We start from the raw sequence: 13,226 nt of genomic DNA, 5'->3' as shown, positions 1-13,226 counted from the left end.
CTAGAGGCAGGCGGATGGGAAAGGGGAGGCTTCATGGTTTTTTTGCGCAATGAAACGATCAAACAATACTTGAGGTGGTACCCGGTCAACGCGCTGCTCGTGATCGGCATGCTTATCGTCTTCCTCGTCATGGAGGCCGTGGGCTCGACGACCGATCAGGAGACGCTGCTTCGGTTCGGGGCCATGTTCAAGGTGCAGGGGCTGGAGCCGGAATGGTGGCGATATATTACGGCCGTCTTCTTACATATCGGGTGGAGCCACCTATTGTTCAACCTGTTCTCGCTCTACGTATTCGCACCGCCGCTCGAGCGGCTGCTCGGTCATATCGGGTATCTATTCTTCTTCCTGATCACCGGTGTGCTGGGCAACGCGCTCAGCTACTGGCTGACGAGCGACGACTCCCTCTCGGCCGGCGCGTCGGGAGCGATCTATGGGGTCTTTGGCGCCTATCTGTTCCTTGGCCTGTTCCGCAAAGAGCTGTTCGACCGGCAGTCGAAGCAGACGGTGGTGACGATTCTCGTGGTCGGACTTATCTATTCTCTCGTGACGCCTCAAATCAATCTGTACGCGCATCTAGGCGGCTTCCTGGCCGGCTTCGCGTTCGCCATGCTGACGCCCCGGCGGCAGCACCGGGGGGGCGAGGGGGGCGCATAGCAGGCGGCCAGCCAGGCCGGCAGAGTTTCAGCCAAGCGGCATTCCGCTAAGCAGGTCTCGCGCGGTAGCCAAGCGGGAAGCCTTTGCTCAGCCAATCACCTGCCTTGCAGGCTAGTGGAGGGCTTAACGGCGGGAGCGACGGGAGCGGCGGGCCTGCCGGACGGCTTGGAGCGCCAGCAGGCAGATAAGCAGCCAGGCGGCACCCGCCGCAAACCCGGCCGCGACGTCGCTCGGATAATGCACGCCGAGGTAGATTCGGCTCACGCCGATCAGGACAATAACTAGAGCGGCAGCCGTCAGCAGCAGTACCCGGGCAAGCTTGTTCGGGAAGAAGAGACAGAGAATGACCGCCAGCATGCCGTAGGTTGCCATTGAGCCCATCGAATGTCCGCTCGGGAAGCTGTAGCCGGCTTGCTCGATCAGGCGATGCAGCGTCGGGCGCTCCCGCTTGAATATATTTTTGAGCAGCAGGTTGAACAGCCCCGCTCCCCCTGCGCTCAGGACGAAAAACAAGGCTTCCCAACGATGGCGGCGGAAGAGCAGCAGCAGCCCGGCGACCGCCGTTACAAGGCTGAGTCCGAGGGAGGAGCCCCAAAACGTGAGTGCCTTCATGATCAAGGTCAGGGCGGGATGGACCAAAGGAAGGATCCAGCCGCCGACCGTCTCGTCGAAGGCGTCCAGCTCTTTCTTCTCCAGCTCGTTGGCGAACTTGATGAACACCAGGAGGGAAAGGACGGTAAGGGCGATGGCGGCTATGGCGTAAAGGCGGGAACGCGCCGCCGCCTCTCGACGGGCATATGGGGAACGGGGCATAGGGGCAGCTCCTTTATCGTTTGGGATTGGTCTTGCTTGGGCAGGCCATGCGCCCCTTATTATACCAAGTTGTCCGGCTTTTCGCTTCCGGCCGTTATGTGACGCCGGTCGCTTCCGGGCATCGGAGGAGGACAGACAGATGGAGGGGATAGCCCGACAGCAAGAGAAGCAAAGCGCCGGTTCGAAGGAGGCGGGAACGCCAAGCACCGGCGGCATTCCAGGCGTCGCCATTCGCGAAGCCCGGCAGGACGATTACGATGCCGTCGCCGGGCTGATGCGCCAGGCGCAGCGCGATCACGCCGAGGCGCTGCCGGACCGGTTCGCCGCCACGGATCATGTGCTGCCGCAGGCCTGGTATCTCAGTTTTTTCGGGCGGGCGACGCGATGCATATTGGTGGCCGAGCAGGCGGAAGCCGTTGTCGGCTTTGCCATGCTGGAGTGGCACGATGCGGCCCATTTTCCCGCGTTGACCAAAAGGAGATACGCACACATCAGCGAGTTCGCCGTTGACGAAGAGAGGCATCGCCAGGGCATCGGCACGGCGCTATTCGAAGCGTGCCGCGAATGGGCCGCCGGCCATGGTGCGCAGCAGTTAGAGCTGAAGGTATGGGAATTCAACGAAGGCGCCAGATCCTTCTACGAGGCGGTGGGGCTGCGGACGCTGAACCGGACGATGACGCTCGACCTGCCGCCGTCGGCGGACGAACCGGCATGATGGCACTCACCGAGCCGGGCAGCCGGAATCTAGCCGTGCCTCCCGCTCCCATGGAGGTCGGGGTGCCGGGGAGGAAGACGGCATGAGCATTCGCATCCGGCGTTATAATGAGAGAGACTTGGCTGAGCTCGTTCTGCTGTTTCAGGAGACGGTGCATACCGTGAACGCGCGTGACTACTCGCTGGAGCAGCTGCAGGCCTGGGCGCCTCAGGAGCAAATGGAGGCTCGGATGGAAGCGTGGGGCCGTCAGCTGCCGGGCAGAATCGCCTATGTCGCCGAGGTGAATGGCCGACTGGCGGGCTTCGGCGATCTCGAGCTGCCGGGCAGGAAACGACCGGGCGCATCGGCTGCGAACGGCGTGGCTTCGGCCTCGGACCGACGCCTGCTGTCCATAAGCAGGCGGGAGCAGCGCGGCGGGCCAACAGCGTATCTGGACCGGCTCTACGTTCACCGCCTGCGGCAGGGCGAGGGGATCGCGACCGCGCTGCTCGCCGTCTTGGAGCAGGAAGCGAGGCAAGGAGGCGCAGCCGTCGTCACGACGGAGGCGAGCTTGACGGCGGAGGCTTTTTTTCGCCGGCGGGGCTATATGGTCGTGCAGAGGCAGCTTGTCGTCCGGCATGGCGTGGAGCTGCCGAATTGCGTCATGAGCAAATGCTTGTAGGGCAGGCATCCGAACCGGTTAGGACCGACCACATATGCGGCGGGGAACCGTCCCAGGCGAGGAGGATTCAGGAATGAACAGAGGAAGCTTTGCCATTATCGGATGCCAGCATGCACACATCGGCATCTTCATAGGGGAAATGCTGGCACTCGGGTACCGCTGTGCCGGCCTGTACGAGCCGGACAACAAGGAGCTGGCGGAGGCGATGGCGGCCCAGCACGGCATTCGGCTGGCCGATACGATGGAGGAACTGCTCGGGCCGGATGTCGAGATCGTCGGCTGCGCTGCGATCAACCTGGAGAAGATCGAGGTCATCGAACGGTGCGAGGAGGCCGGCAAGCACGTGATGGTCGACAAGCCGGCCGTCACGACGACAGGGGCTCTCGAGCGGCTGAAGGCCGTTGTGGAGCGGGGCCGCATTCAGGTCGGCATGCTGCTGACCGAGCGGTTCCGCCCGTCCGTGCAGGCGCTCAAGGCATGCATCGACCGCGGCGAGCTCGGCGATCTCGTCCATGTGGCGATGCGCAAGCCGCATCGGCTGAATCCCGGCAAGCGCCCGAAGTGGCATTTTCCCAAGGAAGAGAACGGCGGCATCGTCATCGATCTGCTCATCCACGATGTGGATCTCGTCCGCTGGCTGACGGGAGAGGAGCTCGCTTCGATGGACGGGTTCGCGACCAAGACGGGGTATCCCGAGTATCCCGATTTCTACGATTCCGCCTCGGTTCAAACCGTGACGGGCAGTGGAGTTACGGCGCAGCTCTATGCGGACTGGTATACGCCGGAGAAGAGCTGGACTTGGGGAGACTGCCGGATCTTCGTCGCCGGGACGAAGGGCAGCGCCGAGCTGCGGCTGGAGGGAGACCCGCTGGTGGCGGACGAGGACCTGCTGCTGGTCGTGACCGACCGGGAGCCGCTTCGGCGCATTCAGCCGGAGGAGCCGCCGGTCGGCATCTCGGAGGATTTTGTGAACCGGCTGGCAGGGAAACCGTCCGTTCTGGGACATGAGGACATTCTCCGGGCGTCCGAGCTTGTACTCGCTTGCGATCGCAATGTGAGCCGCATCCAGCGGCCCCGAAGCGAGTGAAGGCGATCCAATATCAAAACGAAAGCCCCTGCGCATATCCACTAGCGGATATACACAGGGGCTTTCGTCTGGGCACCGCCTTGAGGCGGTACAGGCATTCAGCTTGCGGGCGGCGAGAAGGACCTGGGAGTCCGGGTCATGGGCGGCAGCGCGATGGCGCTCGGGCCGGCGGGCGTTCCGCTGCACGGCGAGACCAGCCGCGGATGCGGCTTCACGGCTGGAAGAGGCGCTCGAGCCGCTGTGCCCGCTCTGCGAACTGATCCGCAGAGCGAATGCCGATGCCTTGCTCGTACAGCCGGCACAGCTCCTCGAACTCGGGGCTTCTCACCATCCGGTAAAAGCTGACGCGCGGCAGTTCGTCCCGTAAGGCGGCGATATGCCGGCGCCGGCGAATCGGGTCCATGAGCATCTCTCCTCCATCGACAAAGGATGGATTCTAGCATGGCCCGTCGCCGGCGGGTTTAAACGCCCTTCTTCTTCTCAAACAAGCGACGTCTCTCGTCTTCGTCGATGCGGCAGCAGGAGGTGCAGTTGGTTCCTCCGGGCAGCAGCACCTTGAGGCAGCATCTCTCCCGGACGCGTATCGGGTCTTCCTCCCCGAGCGGGTGCGGCACGAGGCAGCCCGGCCTGCAGAGCGGGTTGACGGTCTCCTCGGTTCCAAACCAGGAAGCGGGCGCTTGCTCCGTCCAGAAGCGGCGCTCCTCTCGCACACAGGCACACTCCTCGGCTGTGGACGCTTGAGTCTCCAGCGTGTTGAAGGCCGCGAGCAGATAGATAAGCGCGTTTTCCCACAGAATCGCTTTCTTCAGACGGGTCACCTCGGACAGCAGGCCGATCAGCGGTCCCAGATGCTCAGCGTACAAGCGGCGGGCAAACGTCTCTCGTACATCAAGCGAAGACGGCTCAGAGGCTTCGGAGCCGCCGGGGGACGGGATGGGCAGCAGCGACCGGTCCGGCAGCAGGGCGCGGCCTGCGTCTCCGACGCGGGGGCCCGTGCTCTCGATGCCGGGGTGAGCCGCCGGCGAGGAGTCCGCCGCATCGGCAGACTCCTCCGGCAAAGAGCAGCCGGCCGCCGCCGTCCCGCTCAGCAGCCAGCCTTGCGGCTGCCGCACGACAACCTCGAGCCGGCACGCTTCGTGCCAGCGGAGCTCGAGGCCGGCTAGCGACAGATCCAGGGCAACACCCGCCTGGATCCAGGCATAGAACGCTCCGCTCAGCGCGCGGCAGTAATGCTTGAAAAACAGCGAGGCCGCGACGGCACGCTTGTCAGTCCCGAGCGAACGGCCGACTGTATCTAGCAGCCGGTTCACCACTTGGCGGTCCAGGAGGGAAGCCCCTTCGAATCGGACAAAATCGGCTGTGCGGCGATCCGAACGGCCGGCGGCCGCTTGGTCATCCGCTCCCTCCCCAACGCTCTCTGTTCCCCCGGCCGGGGAAGCAGGCTCCTCCAGAACGAGCAGAAGGGAAGAGGCGAGGTACTCCCTAACCGAATTAGCTGACGCCATGGACATCCACCTGCGACTTGATATACCGTCCTTTGCTGACCGGAATGCAGGACGGGGTGCCGAACAGCGGGTCGGGCACGATCTGGCACGCGAGGTTGAAGACGTCCCGGATCATGCCGGGATGCACGACGTCCTCCGGCGCGCCCTGATCGTAAACTGTACGGTCCTTCACCGCGACAATATGATCGGCGTACCTACACGACAGGTTGATGTCGTGTAGCACCATGACGATCGTCCGCCTTTCCATGCGGTTCAGATCGAACAGCAGATCCAGCACCTCGATCTGATGTGTCAGGTCGAGGTAGGTTGTCGGCTCGTCGAGGAGAATGGTAGGCGTTCCCTGTGCGAGCGTCATGGCGATCCAGGCCCGCTGTCTCTGGCCTCCAGAGAGAGAGTCGACCGGCCGCTCCGCGAAGTCTTCCATGTGCGTCTGCCGCAGCGCTTTACGGACCATGTCCTCGTCCTCCCGGGACCACTGCTGCAGCCAGCTTTGATACGGGTAGCGGCCTTGCTTGACGAGCTGAAGCACAGTCAATCCCTCGGGTGCGGCAGGGCCCTGCGGCAGGATGGCGAGCCGCTTGGCGATCTCACGCGAAGACAGCTTGCTCATTTCCTGCCCGTCGAGCAGGATGGAGCCGTGCTGCGGCTTCAGCAGCCGGGCGAGTGAGCGAAGCAGCGTCGACTTGCCGGAGCCGTTGCTGCCGACGAAGACGGTAATTTTGCCCTTGGGAATGGCGAGGTTCAATTGGTCGATGATGACGGTATCCCCGTAGGCCAGCGTCAAATTGCGGGTTTCGAGCGCTTTCATGGAAGATCCTCCTTGCTGGTGATCGGCTCTGTCTGAGAAGCAGACGGCCAGTCGGCTGCGAAGCCGGCATTATTGGTTGCGTTCCTTGACGAGCAGATAGATGAAAAACGGCGCTCCGATGAGCGAGGTGAACAAGCCGACGGGCAAATCGAGTGGCGGGAAGGCCGTCCGGCCCAGCCAGTCGGCAACGACAACGATAAACGAGCCGAGCAGCGCCGTCACAGGCAGCAGGCCGCCAAAGGAGGGACCGACGAGCTTGCGCGCCATGTGAGGCGCGATAAGGCCGACGAAGCCGATCGCCCCGCCGAATGCAACGGCCGAGCCGGCGAGCGCGACACAGATGAAGAGCAGCAAGAGACGGTCCCGCTGAACGCGGCTCCCGGCTCCCGCAGCCACGTCGTCCCCAAGCATCTGCAAATTGATGTTCCGAGCGAAGATAAGGGAGAGCGGCAGGAACAGCACGGTCCACGGCAGCAGCGCCAGCACATTCTTCCAGCTCGCTCCGTAAATGCTGCCGGTCATCCAGATCAACGCTTTGTTCGTCACGAACTCGGACATGGTCGTGATCGACAGCGTCGTCAGGGCGCTCATCGTCGTTCCGATCCCGACCCCGATCAGCACGAGCCGGACCGGGGAGACGCCGCTCTTCCAAGCGAGCAGATAAATGCCGAGAGTGACGACGAACGCGCCGCAGAACGCTGCAAGCGGCAGCAGATGGATGCTGGCGCCCGTAAAGGTCGAGAGGAACACGACGGCGGTCACGGAGGCGCCTCCCGTGATCCCGATAATGTCCGGGGAAGCGAGCGGATTGCGGATCATGCCCTGCAGAATCGCACCGGCGACGGCGAGCGAGGAGCCTACCATTACGCCGACCAGAATCCGCGGCATGCGCAGCTTGTTCACGATCAGCTCGTCGGCGCCGGAGCCGAAGCCGAACAGCACCTTGATCACGTTCCATGGAGAGATCACCTTGGTCCCGCTGCCGAGACTGATGACCATGGCGGCAAACGTCAGGAGAAGCAAAATGCCGGTGACGACCGCCGTGCGCCTATCTAACAGAAACGAGAGGGGGAAGCGGGTCATTCGGAAAGGAATGTACTTCTTCACTTGCGGAAATTCCCCTTTCGTGCGGTATACAGAAAGAACGGCGTTCCGATCAGCGCAGTCATGACGCCGATCGGAACCTCTTTGGGCATCGCCACGAAACGGGCGGCCAGATCGGCGGCGAGAAGCAGAATCGCTCCGAGCATCGCGCTGTAGAGGACGACCCACCGCGTATTCGAGCCGACGAGATGGCGGGCAATATGAGGCGTAACCAGCCCGACGAACAGGATCGGTCCCGCAACCGAGACGGAGCTGCCCGCCAGCACGACGATCACGAGCCCGGTGACCAGCTTGACCAGCACGGTCCGCTGGCCGAGTCCGGTGGCGACATCCTCGCCGAGCGTCAACGTGTGAAGCGGCCCCGCCACGATCAGAGCGACGACCCAGCCGATCGCGAGATAGGGAAGCACCTGAACAAGCAGCTCAAGCTTGCGGCCTTCCACCGATCCCGCGAGCCAAAACAGCACCTCCTGCATCGTGCGTTCGTTCAGCAGAAGCAGCGTGTGGGTGAACGACGACGCCAAAGCGCCGATCGCCGCCCCGGCCAGTGTGATCTTGACCGGTGTGAGGCCGTTGCGGCCGATGGAGCCGAGCCAATAGACGAAGATCCCGCTGACCGCCGCTCCCGCGAACGCGAACCAGACGTACTGGCTCAGGGAGGACACGGACAGGAGAGACACGGCCGCCACCACGAACAGCGAGGCGCCGTTGTTGATGCCGAGAATGCCGACGTCGGCGAGCGGATTGCGGGTGAGCGCCTGAATAAGGGCGCCGCTCATCCCAAGGCTCGTACCCACGGCTGCTGCAATCAGCGCACGAGGGACGCGGACGTCGCGGATGACGAGCTGCTGGTTCGAGCCGTCGAAGCGGCTGTAGGCATCCGTCAGCGACTGCCAGCTGATGGTGACCATCCCGAGCGTAATGCTGGCATAGACGGCGAGCGCAATGAGCGCAAGGCCAACGGCGACGCCGATCAGGCGGCTCGGGCGGCCGGATAACAAGGGACTCATGGGCGGGATCATCCTTACTCGTTCTGGACTAACCGGACGCGCGGCGGATTGGCGGCGCCCTGGGGTTAACACGTGTTTATACCTATAAGTAGGAAGCAGCTCAGCTTATGAGAAAACAGCTACTTCTCCTACGGAGAAGGTTCCTTAGCATAGAGAACTGTCGGTTTCCGAAAAAGGACCCTGTACGGTGTTCAGTTTAGGGGAACCGAAAGTCTCTGTCAATGATTATGAGAATCATTTTCAATTAACCATTGACAGAGGGCGGCCGAGCGGGTACATTAAGGGAGGGACTGAGAATGATTCTCATTAATAAAGGCCAACGAAACCATATAAGCAAGCGGCACTCTTTTCTCAGAGGATATGCCGTTCCTGCGGCCAACTTGCAGACAAGGGGAGAGAAGGATTCATGAGGCAAGGACAAGGAAATGGAATAGGAAAAGGCGGGATCCGGCTGATGGCCGTCCTGATGGTATTGGTGCTCGCGCTGACGGCGGTCGGCTGCGGAGCCAAGGAAGAGGCGGCACCAGGCGCGTCGGGAACGACCGGCGGCAGCGAGTCCAGCGGTCCTTACACGGTGAAGCATGCGATGGGGACAACGAAGATTCCGGCGACGCCCAAGAAGGTCGTCATCCTGACGAACGAAGGAACCGAGGCGCTCCTGGCCATGGGAATTAAGCCGGTCGGTGCGGTCAATTCGTACGTGGGCGATCCTTGGTATCCGCACATCAAGGATAAGATGAAGGATGTCACTCCGCTCGGCAAGGAGGACCAGCCGAATCTGGAGGCTATTGCGGCGCTTCAGCCCGATCTTATCATCGGCAACAAGATGCGCCAAGAAAAGGTTTACGAACAGCTGTCGGCGATCGCGCCGACCGTGTTCTCAGAGACGCTGCGCGGAGATTGGAAGGAGAACTTCAAGCTGTATGCCGAAGCGCTCAACCGCAAGGCCGAAGGGGATAAGGTGATGGCCGACTTCACGGCGAACGTCAATGCCTTCAAAGAAAAAGCAGGCGACAAGCTGAACACGAAGGTATCCGTCGTACGGTTCATGCCGGGCAAAATCCGGATCTATTACAAGGATACGTTCACGGGAGTTCTGTTCAAGGAACTGGGACTTAAGCGTCCGGCTTCGCAGGACAAAGAGGAGTTCGCAGCGGAGGTATCCAAGGAGCGCGTACCGGAGATGGACGGCGACGTCCTGTTCTACTTCACCTATGATCTGGGCGACGGCAAGGGCAAGCAGGTCGAACAGGAACTTCTGAACGATCCGCTCTGGAAGAACCTGCCGGTCGTCAAGAACAACAAGGCGTTCAAGGTGGACGACACGATCTGGAACACCTCGGGAGGCGTTCTGTCGGCGAACCAGGTCATCCAGGAGCTCTATCAGTATCTCGATATCAAAAAATAAGCAGAACGAACGCATCTTAGCAGGCTGCGGTTCCGTATTCGGAGCCGAGGCGGCCGCGAGGGATGCGTTTTTTTTGTGCGCGGATTCTGGTAGGATGAGGGGAGCAGATAGGGCCCGGCTGAGGGAAACGGGAGGACGGAAAGATGGGAATGAGATGGAACGAGCGCATCGCCATGCAGCTGTGTGGACGGGACGCTTATGAGCAGGGAAAGGCAATGGTGGGAGCGGGCGAAGTGGAGGTGCTCGCGTGGAACGACGAAACTGGAAGAGGCGAAGCTCGGGTCGGCGGAGCCGGCGGCTGGCGGGTCGTCGTCACGTGGGACGGGGAAGCCGCGGAGGCGATTTGCCCATGCAGTGGTGAGACGATCTCATCCTCGCGCTGCGCTCACGCTGCAGCAGCGCTGCTCGCGGCGGGGCGAGGAGAAGGAGGGGAGCCGGTGAGAGGCGTCTCGTACGCCCATCTGCTTGATCCTCAAGAGATGGAGGGCGAGTGGAGAGAGGACGTCAGGCCAATCGGAACGAGCGGGCGGAGAGCGAGAAAGGAGACGCTGCCGGACGAGCAGCTGTTCGACGGCATGCTGGAGCTGTTTCGCGAGCGTCCGAGACGGGCGAGCGGAGCCCGGCCGCTGTTCGATACGCGAGACCGACTCGAGGTGCAGTTCCTTCTCCGGCCCGTCCCGGCGGGGGGCGGCAGGTCGCTACTGGGCATTGAGCTCAAGCTGGGGCCGAAGCGGCTTTACGTCGTGCCCCGGATCCGCGATTTCCTGGACCGGGTGGACCGGGGGGAAGGCTGTTCGTTCACGAGGCAGTTCGTCTATGACCCGGACCTGCACTGCTTTCCTCCGGAAGCGGACACGGTGATCCGGCAGCTGATCTGGATCGCGCGCAGCGACGAGCTGCTCCGGGATTTGCCGGCAGCGGCAGCCTCCGGGAAGGGAAAGACGGAGCGCGTGCTCCCGCTTCCTCCCGATGCGTGGGACGAGCTGCTCCCCCTGCTTCAGCAGGTGCCTTCGGTCCAGGTCGAGCACGGGAGCGTGACGGCCATGGGCATCGTACTGACGGAGGATCCGCTGCCGGTCCGGTTCCGGTTCGAGAGGGTGAAGGAGGACGTGCGGCTCGTCGTGCAAGGGCTGGATGACGTGGTCGTCCTCGCGCCCTATGGACTCGCCCTCGCGGACGGCAGGCTCACGAGGGTGAAGACGGAGCCGCTGAGGCGTCTTGCGGAGCTCAAGAAGCTGCTCCCTGTCGGGGACGAAGCGGCGGTCCCGATTCCCGGCGGCCGGATGGAGCGGTTCCTCGAGCAGGCGCTGCCAGGCCTCAGGCAGCTCGGAACCGTCGAGATGACCCGCGAGGTGTCCGACAAGCTCGTGCAGCATCCGCTCAAGGCCAAGCTGTTCCTCGACCGGGTGAGAGACCGGCTCCTGGCCGCGCTCGAATTCCATTACGGGGACCTTGTGATCAATCCGCTGGAGGAAGCGGGAGAAGCGCCGGATTCCCGGGTGGTGCTGCTCAGGGACGGAGAGCGGGAGCGCCGGATTCTCGAGCTGATGGAGCAGGGCGCATTCGCCCATACGGACAGCGGGTTTTTCCTGGAGGGAGAGGAGGCGGAGTACGAGTTTTTGTATCATATCGTGCCTCGGCTGCAGCGGCTCGTCACCGTCTATGCGACGACTGCGGTCAAGGAGCGTCTCGTGACCGGCACGGCCGCGCCCAAGCTTGAGATTGAGCGGGGGGAGAGGACCGATTGGCTCGCCTTCCGCTTCGAGCTGGACGGCATCCGGGATTCCGAGATCCGGGAGGTGCTGAGGTCGCTGGAGGAGAAGCGCCGGTATCACCGTCTCTCGGACGGGTCGCTGCAGCCGCTCGAAGGGGAGGCGTTTCAGCAGATTTTGCGCTATATGAACGAAACGGGAGTCCGTGCCTCGGATGTGTACGGGGCCGAGGCTCAGGTGCCCCTCATTCGGGGGCTTTCGCTCGCCGCCGATCCGGATCCGGGCGGCGCAGTGCGGCTCGGGAAGTCGCTGCGCCGTCTGCTGGACGATCTCCGCGACCCGGAGCGGCTGGCATTCCCGGTGCCGGCCGGGATCGAGGCGGTTCTGCGGGACTATCAGAAGGAAGGCTACCAATGGATGAAGACGCTCGCCCATTACGGCTTCGGCGGCATCCTGGCCGACGAGATGGGGCTCGGCAAGACGGTGCAGGCCATCGCGTTCCTTCAGTCTGTTCTTCCGGATATTCGCCGCACGGGGGAGCCGGCTCTGATCGTCTGCCCCTCGTCTCTTTTGTACAACTGGCGCAACGAGCTGAGGCGTTTCGCGCCGGAGATTCGGACCGTGATTGCAGACGGAGACCGGCCGGACCGGCATCGGCTCCTCGCTGCCGGCAGCGGCGCGGATGTCGTCATTACCTCGTATCCGCTGCTGCGCATGGATGAGGAGCTGTATGCGGCGCAGCCATTCCATACCCTGCTGCTCGACGAGGCGCAGGCGTTCAAGAACCGCACGACCCAGACGGCCCGGGCGGTTATGCGGCTTGCGGCCCGCCACCGCTTTGCCCTCACTGGCACGCCGATCGAGAATTCGCTGGAGGAGCTGCGGACGCTGTTTGACGCCGTGTTTCCCGGCCTGCTGCCGGACCGGCTGACGTTCCGGGAGATGACCCGCGAATCGGTAGCCGGAAAGGTGAAGCCGTTTCTGCTCAGACGCCTCAAGGCCGACGTGCTCAAGGAGCTGCCGGGCAAGATCGAATCGGAGCAGGCCTCCGAGCTGTTCCCGGAGCAGAAGACGCTGTATGCGGCCTATCTGGCGCATTTCAAGGAGGAGACGTTCAAGCATCTTAGCGAAAAAGGCTTTGAAAAGAGCAAGATCCGGATTCTGGCTGGTCTGACGCGGCTGCGCCAGCTGTGCTGCCATCCGGCCTTGTTCGTGGACGGCTATGCCGGAAGCTCGGCCAAGCTCGAGCAGCTGCTGGAGCTCGTGGACGATTGCCGGGCGTCAGGGAGACGGATTCTCGTCTTTTCCCAGTTTACCTCGATGCTCGGGATCATTTCGCGGGAGCTAGCAGCACGCGGCATTCCGTTCTTCTATTTGGACGGGTCGACTCCTGCGGCGGAGAGAGTGAACCTGTGCTCGCGGTTCAATGAAGGAGAGAAGGACCTGTTCCTCCTCTCGCTCAAGGCCGGGGGAACGGGGCTCAACCTGACGGGAGCGGACACGGTCATTCTGTATGACCTGTGGTGGAATCCAGCGGTCGAGCAGCAGGCGCAGGACCGCGCGCACCGGCTGGGACAGAAGAAGGTCGTCCAGGTCGTCCGCCTCGTCGCCCAAGGGACGGTGGAGGAGAAGATGGTCGAGCTCCAGCGGCATAAGCAGACGCTGTTCGAGGAAGTGGTGCAGGCGGACGGGGAAGGCGCGGGCATTACGGAGGCGGACATCCGGCAGCTTCTGGCGGATTGAGCCGTG

Annotated in this window: 12 protein-coding genes; 6 read left to right on the top strand and 6 right to left on the bottom strand. The window is 62.9% G+C overall.

The window, feature by feature from the left end; genetic code table 11:
- Positions 1 to 33 precede the first annotated feature (33 nt).
- Entirely contained in the window at positions 34 to 654 is a 621-nt protein-coding gene (locus KJS47_RS04560) for a rhomboid family intramembrane serine protease (RefSeq protein ID WP_213523171.1), read from the top strand.
- Positions 655 to 777: 123 nt separating this feature from the next.
- Here the strand turns inward: KJS47_RS04560 and KJS47_RS04555 are convergent, their stop codons facing one another.
- Positions 778 to 1,467 carry a phosphatase PAP2 family protein gene (locus tag KJS47_RS04555; RefSeq protein WP_213523169.1) on the bottom strand — a complete coding sequence of 230 codons (690 nt, stop codon included), beginning with the start codon at positions 1,465 to 1,467 and terminating at the stop codon, positions 778 to 780.
- A gap of 139 nt (positions 1,468 to 1,606) precedes the next feature.
- Between KJS47_RS04555 and KJS47_RS04550 the strand changes: the two genes are divergently transcribed.
- From KJS47_RS04550 to KJS47_RS04540, 3 genes are all read left to right on the top strand, one after another.
- Complete coding sequence (locus KJS47_RS04550) at positions 1,607 to 2,182, top strand: GNAT family N-acetyltransferase (RefSeq protein WP_213523167.1); 576 nt, start codon at positions 1,607 to 1,609, stop codon at positions 2,180 to 2,182.
- An 82-nt stretch (positions 2,183 to 2,264) separates the two neighbouring features.
- A complete protein-coding gene (locus KJS47_RS04545) occupies positions 2,265 to 2,843 on the top strand; it encodes a GNAT family N-acetyltransferase (protein WP_213523165.1) in 579 nt (192 codons plus the stop codon).
- A 73-nt stretch (positions 2,844 to 2,916) separates the two neighbouring features.
- Positions 2,917 to 3,930 carry a Gfo/Idh/MocA family protein gene (locus tag KJS47_RS04540; RefSeq protein ID WP_213523163.1) on the top strand — a complete coding sequence of 338 codons (1,014 nt, stop codon included), beginning with the start codon at positions 2,917 to 2,919 and terminating at the stop codon, positions 3,928 to 3,930.
- Between the two features lie 211 nt (positions 3,931 to 4,141).
- Here the strand turns inward: KJS47_RS04540 and KJS47_RS04535 are convergent, their stop codons facing one another.
- The 5 genes from KJS47_RS04535 to KJS47_RS04515 all read right to left on the bottom strand — a co-directional run bounded on the left by KJS47_RS04535 (position 4,142) and on the right by KJS47_RS04515 (position 8,357).
- Positions 4,142 to 4,333: a hypothetical protein gene (locus KJS47_RS04535; RefSeq protein WP_213523161.1), complete on the bottom strand. Its 192-nt coding sequence runs from the start codon at positions 4,331 to 4,333 to the stop codon at positions 4,142 to 4,144.
- A gap of 58 nt (positions 4,334 to 4,391) precedes the next feature.
- On the bottom strand, positions 4,392 to 5,435 hold the full coding sequence (locus tag KJS47_RS04530) for an IucA/IucC family C-terminal-domain containing protein (protein WP_213523159.1): 1,044 nt from the start codon (positions 5,433 to 5,435) through the stop codon (positions 4,392 to 4,394).
- Positions 5,422 to 6,243 carry an ABC transporter ATP-binding protein gene (locus KJS47_RS04525; RefSeq protein ID WP_213523157.1) on the bottom strand — a complete coding sequence of 274 codons (822 nt, stop codon included), beginning with the start codon at positions 6,241 to 6,243 and terminating at the stop codon, positions 5,422 to 5,424. The genes KJS47_RS04530 and KJS47_RS04525 overlap by 14 nt, the downstream gene beginning before the upstream one ends.
- Before the next feature lie 69 nt (positions 6,244 to 6,312).
- Positions 6,313 to 7,350, bottom strand: a complete 1,038-nt coding sequence (locus KJS47_RS04520) for a FecCD family ABC transporter permease (RefSeq protein ID WP_249716106.1) — start codon at positions 7,348 to 7,350, stop codon at positions 6,313 to 6,315.
- Positions 7,347 to 8,357, bottom strand: a complete 1,011-nt coding sequence (locus KJS47_RS04515) for a FecCD family ABC transporter permease (RefSeq protein ID WP_213523155.1) — start codon at positions 8,355 to 8,357, stop codon at positions 7,347 to 7,349. Before KJS47_RS04515 ends, KJS47_RS04520 begins: the two co-directional genes overlap by 4 nt.
- A gap of 406 nt (positions 8,358 to 8,763) precedes the next feature.
- Here KJS47_RS04515 and KJS47_RS04510 point away from each other — a divergent pair, with 406 nt between their 5' ends.
- Both KJS47_RS04510 and KJS47_RS04505 read left to right on the top strand, forming a co-directional pair.
- On the top strand, positions 8,764 to 9,765 hold the full coding sequence (locus tag KJS47_RS04510; RefSeq protein WP_213523153.1) for an ABC transporter substrate-binding protein: 1,002 nt from the start codon (positions 8,764 to 8,766) through the stop codon (positions 9,763 to 9,765).
- 143 nt (positions 9,766 to 9,908) lie between these two features.
- Positions 9,909 to 13,220, top strand: coding sequence for a DEAD/DEAH box helicase (locus tag KJS47_RS04505; protein WP_213523151.1), 3,312 nt, complete (start codon positions 9,909 to 9,911; stop codon positions 13,218 to 13,220).
- Positions 13,221 to 13,226: the final 6 nt, after the last annotated feature.

The organism is Paenibacillus sp. J31TS4 (assembly GCF_018403265.1).
In the GTDB taxonomy this organism is placed as follows: Bacteria; Bacillota; Bacilli; order Paenibacillales; family NBRC-103111; genus J31TS4.
Note: the sequence above shows the minus strand (reverse complement) of the source record. Positions and strands in the feature narration are given on the sequence as shown.

Coding starts and splice junctions, on each gene's coding strand:
- KJS47_RS04560 (WP_213523171.1), top strand. CDS start 34: ATGGTTTTTTTGCGCAATGAAACGATCAAACAATACTTGAGGTGGTAC.
- KJS47_RS04555 (WP_213523169.1), bottom strand. CDS start 1,467: ATGCCCCGTTCCCCATATGCCCGTCGAGAGGCGGCGGCGCGTTCCCGC.
- KJS47_RS04550 (WP_213523167.1), top strand. CDS start 1,607: ATGGAGGGGATAGCCCGACAGCAAGAGAAGCAAAGCGCCGGTTCGAAG.
- KJS47_RS04545 (WP_213523165.1), top strand. CDS start 2,265: ATGAGCATTCGCATCCGGCGTTATAATGAGAGAGACTTGGCTGAGCTC.
- KJS47_RS04540 (WP_213523163.1), top strand. CDS start 2,917: ATGAACAGAGGAAGCTTTGCCATTATCGGATGCCAGCATGCACACATC.
- KJS47_RS04535 (WP_213523161.1), bottom strand. CDS start 4,333: ATGGACCCGATTCGCCGGCGCCGGCATATCGCCGCCTTACGGGACGAA.
- KJS47_RS04530 (WP_213523159.1), bottom strand. CDS start 5,435: ATGGCGTCAGCTAATTCGGTTAGGGAGTACCTCGCCTCTTCCCTTCTG.
- KJS47_RS04525 (WP_213523157.1), bottom strand. CDS start 6,243: ATGAAAGCGCTCGAAACCCGCAATTTGACGCTGGCCTACGGGGATACC.
- KJS47_RS04515 (WP_213523155.1), bottom strand. CDS start 8,357: ATGAGTCCCTTGTTATCCGGCCGCCCGAGCCGCCTGATCGGCGTCGCC.
- KJS47_RS04510 (WP_213523153.1), top strand. CDS start 8,764: ATGAGGCAAGGACAAGGAAATGGAATAGGAAAAGGCGGGATCCGGCTG.
- KJS47_RS04505 (WP_213523151.1), top strand. CDS start 9,909: ATGGGAATGAGATGGAACGAGCGCATCGCCATGCAGCTGTGTGGACGG.